Here is a 304-nt window from a genome sequence, read left to right on the forward strand (position 1 = left end):
CCATCACAGCCATCACCACCACCGCACTCCCCGACGGCACCCTCCACGCCCTCACCCTCACCAACGGCACCGTCTGGGACCGCACCCGCAGCTCCGACGCCACCTGGCAGCCCCACGCACGCAACATCGACAACAACGCCGCCATCACAGCCATCACCACCACCGCACTCCCCGACGGCACCCTCCACGCCCCCACCCTCACCAACGGCACCGTCTGGGACCGCACCCGCAGCTCCGACGGCACCTGGCAGATCCACGCACTCAACATCGACAACAACCGCGGCATCTTCGCGCTCTGCAGCAC

At 68.4% G+C, this 304-nt stretch carries 1 protein-coding gene; it reads left to right on the plus strand.

Going from position 1 to position 304, the window contains the following annotated elements; all coding sequences use genetic code 11:
* A partial coding sequence (locus UK12_RS42670) for a hypothetical protein (RefSeq protein ID WP_045307288.1) occupies window positions 1-304 on the plus strand: 304 nt, incomplete at both ends.

Source organism: Saccharothrix sp. ST-888 (genome assembly GCF_000955975.1).
In the GTDB taxonomy this organism is placed as follows: domain Bacteria; phylum Actinomycetota; class Actinomycetes; order Streptomycetales; family Streptomycetaceae; genus Kitasatospora.